The organism is Acinetobacter sp. 243_ASPC, assembly GCF_001054715.1.
Lineage (GTDB): Bacteria > Pseudomonadota > Gammaproteobacteria > Pseudomonadales > Moraxellaceae > Acinetobacter > Acinetobacter soli.
Map to the genome: position 1 here is coordinate 1 of NZ_JVOR01000133.1, position 3,347 is coordinate 3,347.

Sequence of the window (3,347 nt, forward strand, 5' to 3'; positions counted from 1 at the left end):
TGAACTGACCCCATAAAGTTGGACAGTTTTTCAGGCGGTTAAACAGGATTGAGTTCTGTATTCAACTGGACTCAATCCACCCAATTTCATCTTAATTCGTTCGTTATTGTAGTAATAAATATATTCATCAATACTACATTTTAACTGGTCAATATTGTCAAACTGCTGCAAATAAAATAGTTCAGATTTTAATAATCCGAAGAAGTTTTCTATTACAGCATTATCTAAGCAATTGCCTTTGCGCGACATGCTTTGTTCTATGCCAGTTTGTTTAAGTCTGTTTTGATAGCTCCTCATTTGATATTGCCAACCTTGATCAGAATGCAGTATCGGTGAGTCTTTTGAACCCAATCTCATACAAGCCATATCAACCATTTTTGCTATCATTTTCTGGTTAGGTATTTCAGTGGATTGCCATGCAATCACTTCACCATTAAACAAATCCAATATCGGGGAAAGATATAACTTTTTGCCATGAACATTAAATTCAGTAACATCCGTGACCCATTTTTGATTGGGTTTGGTAGCGTTAAATTTTCTATCAAGCAAGTTGGGCGCTGTTTTCCCATAAGCACCTTTATATGATTGATATTTCTTGCATCTAATTAATGCTGTTAGCTTCAATTGCCGCATTAATCGTTGTACGGTTTTGTGGTTAATAGCGTAACCATAACGCTTTAACTGGCAGGTAATTCTACGATAGCCATAACGTCCTTTATGGTGTTGGTAGATCATCTGAATATGTTGTTTTATTTGCTCGTATTTATCGGGCCTTTGTAACGCCTTGCTCCAGTAATAAAAAGTGCTGCGAGCTAATTTCATGATGCTCAGCAGACTATCTAGACGATATTGTTGCCTTAATTCAACGATGATTAGCGTTTTTTGCTGTTGGGTGACTGTTGCTGAATCAAGGCATGCAACTTTTTTAAACAGGCATTCTCAGCACGTAAATAATCTAACTCACGTTGCATTTCTTCAGGACTGAGAGTTGAGGAGCTTTTATTAGTAGGTAGTGACTTTGTTATTGTTAGCTTCATTGCAAATGGTCTCCCTCTTTTTTTGGGTATTAGGGCTTGCAAACCACCTTCATCATAACATCGCTCCCATAAACTGACAGAAGATACAGCATGGATATTAAAATGCGCAGCAGTTTCACGCATAGATAAACCATGTTCGCGCATATATAAAATCACAGATTCTTTAAATTCTGGCGTGAAATTTACTTGTGGTGATTCTAATCCTGAAACACCGTACTTTTTATATGCAGCAACCCAAACGCGAACAGCAGAATGGTTTGTCCCAAACCTTTTGGCTGTAGCTTTTTGTCCTCCCTGTCCAGATAGAAAATATTCTACGACAGAGAGTTTAAATTCTAACGTATACCGTCCCATGTGAATGCACCTCATCAGTTGGAGTTTTATGTCCAATTTTTGGGGTGCAGTTCACAAAGGTGGTTTAACTAAACATCATGGACATCTGTCCAAATTCATAAATAAGTAACGTAAGACAAAATGCTGAGGCTGAAAGTACGAGTGCTTCTTGCGAGGTCATATCCATCTCCTTCTATTGTTCTATTTAATACTTTAATCATTAAATAGGCATTTGACTTTAAATGCAAACGATTATCACAAATTTTAGGATCGACTTGTAAGAGATTTTATAAAAGTAACTGTGACGTTAATTAAATGTATAAAGTTGTATAACAACCTCCATAAGAGAAAAAACCTCCGCGAATAAAAGATATCGAACGGGGTCTTTTATGTCTGATCCGGTTAAAAAAAGAGACTTAAAACTTTCTTAAAAGGATTGCTTAAAAATTTACACATCTGTCTATGTCTTCTAGTGAGCCCTAGTACCTCTTTACGCTTAATAATTTCATCTTCAGTAAAAGGCAGATGATTGATAAGCTGCTCAATCACTAAAAATTTCAATTAAGAAACTATCTTGCTCGGTTGTCCAATTTGACTCTATATACTCAGATTTTTTAAACTGTCTTTTCATAAAAAGAAATTATACCTAATCATGAGGACTCTTGACTTTCTTCAAGCACTCTCGGCATACACAAATTTCTTTTTGGTTATTGGTGTAATCAATCTCTCTAGCACCATGAAGGCTAAATATACACATGTATTAGCCCCCGTAAAAACGGACAGTTAACTTGCTAATTTTAGCGATCGAAACTCCCGAGGAGATCTCATTTTTAGCCCACTATGAGGATGATTGCAATTATAATCTTCAATCCAAGTAGGTAAACATCGCATACCTGTTTCTGCATCAGGTACATCATTCAAATACACATAATCCCGTTTAAATGTTTTGACGAAAGCCTCAGCCATTCCATTACTCTGTGGACTACGAATCGGTGTTGTGCAAATACGAAACCCTAACGACTGAGCAAATACACGTGTTGGATGGGCGATGTAGCAGCTACCATTATCTGTAAGCCATTCAATCATATGGGGAAGATGAGAGACTACACCGAAACGTTGTTCCATACTTTGTATGAGTACATCACAGACCATTTCACTACTGATGCCAGCAGTCGTTGCTGCATAACTCATGATTTCACGATCACAGCAGTCTAAACTAAAGATCACTCGTACTTTTTCACCATTCCAACATTTAATCTCAAAGCCATCTGAACACCAGCGTACATTCGACTCAGAGACAATAACTTTACCTTCATGTGTACGATCATTTTGCAGAGGCTCAGCTCGAGTGAGCAGCAAATCATTCTGCTTCATGATGCGGTAAATACGCTTATGATTTATCTGCTTCAGTATTGATGCAGAAACAGTTATGCGATGTTTACCTACTTGGATTGAAGATTACAATTGCAATCATCCTCATAGTGGGCTAAAAATGAGATCTCCTCGGGAGTTTCGATCGCTAAAATTAGCAAGTTAACTGTCCGTTTTTACGGGGGCTAATACAGCGGACGCTTACAAAATTTATGCAATAAAGCGACTTCAACTTATACATCTTTGTGTAACAAAGCCATAATAAATATAAAAAATGAATTCTTATTAACCCGAATCTCGGATAAGAAATTGACTTGAAAAATAAGAGGGCTAGAGCCATCAGTTGAGCTACCACACCAAACTCACAACTCTAGTCCTGATGTTCAATAGTACCGAATTATTCTGCGTAATTGATGATTTTTTTCTTAAATTTGAAGCAACTTATTGGGAGTTTCTCAAACAAAACCGTGGTTCCTTAAGAATCAGAACTGCTCAACTTAAAATTTCAGAAATCTGCTTTATTGCTATTTGGTACAAATGCTCTCATTTCAATAATTTCAAAGCCTTTTTCACTTGGTTAAAAGAAGATAAAAGCCATTTATTTAA

The 3,347-nt window shown here is 36.7% G+C and carries 1 protein-coding gene and 4 pseudogenes; 2 read left to right on the forward strand and 3 right to left on the reverse strand.

All coding sequences use genetic code 11. From position 1 onward, the window contains the following. Nucleotides 1-30: 30 nt before the first annotated feature. The 3 genes and pseudogenes from ADA42_RS18265 to ADA42_RS17160 form a co-directional block, all read right to left on the reverse strand. A protein-coding gene (locus ADA42_RS18265; protein WP_409360268.1) for an IS3 family transposase occupies nucleotides 31-1,391 on the reverse strand; the annotation gives its coding sequence in 2 pieces (ribosomal slippage) (nucleotides 31-896 and nucleotides 896-1,391; 1,362 coding nt in all). Nucleotides 1,392-1,772: 381 nt separating this feature from the next. Continuing rightward, nucleotides 1,773-2,001: pseudogene (locus ADA42_RS18835) on the reverse strand (acyl-CoA thioesterase). Between the two features lie 152 nt (nucleotides 2,002-2,153). Continuing rightward, nucleotides 2,154-2,774: pseudogene (locus ADA42_RS17160) on the reverse strand (IS3 family transposase); the annotation flags it as partial. A gap of 10 nt (nucleotides 2,775-2,784) precedes the next feature. Between ADA42_RS17160 and ADA42_RS18440 the strand changes: the two are divergent. After that, nucleotides 2,785-2,907: pseudogene (locus ADA42_RS18440) on the forward strand (integrase core domain-containing protein); the annotation flags it as partial. A gap of 213 nt (nucleotides 2,908-3,120) precedes the next feature. After that, a pseudogene (locus tag ADA42_RS18275) lies at nucleotides 3,121-3,347 on the forward strand (IS982 family transposase); the annotation flags it as partial.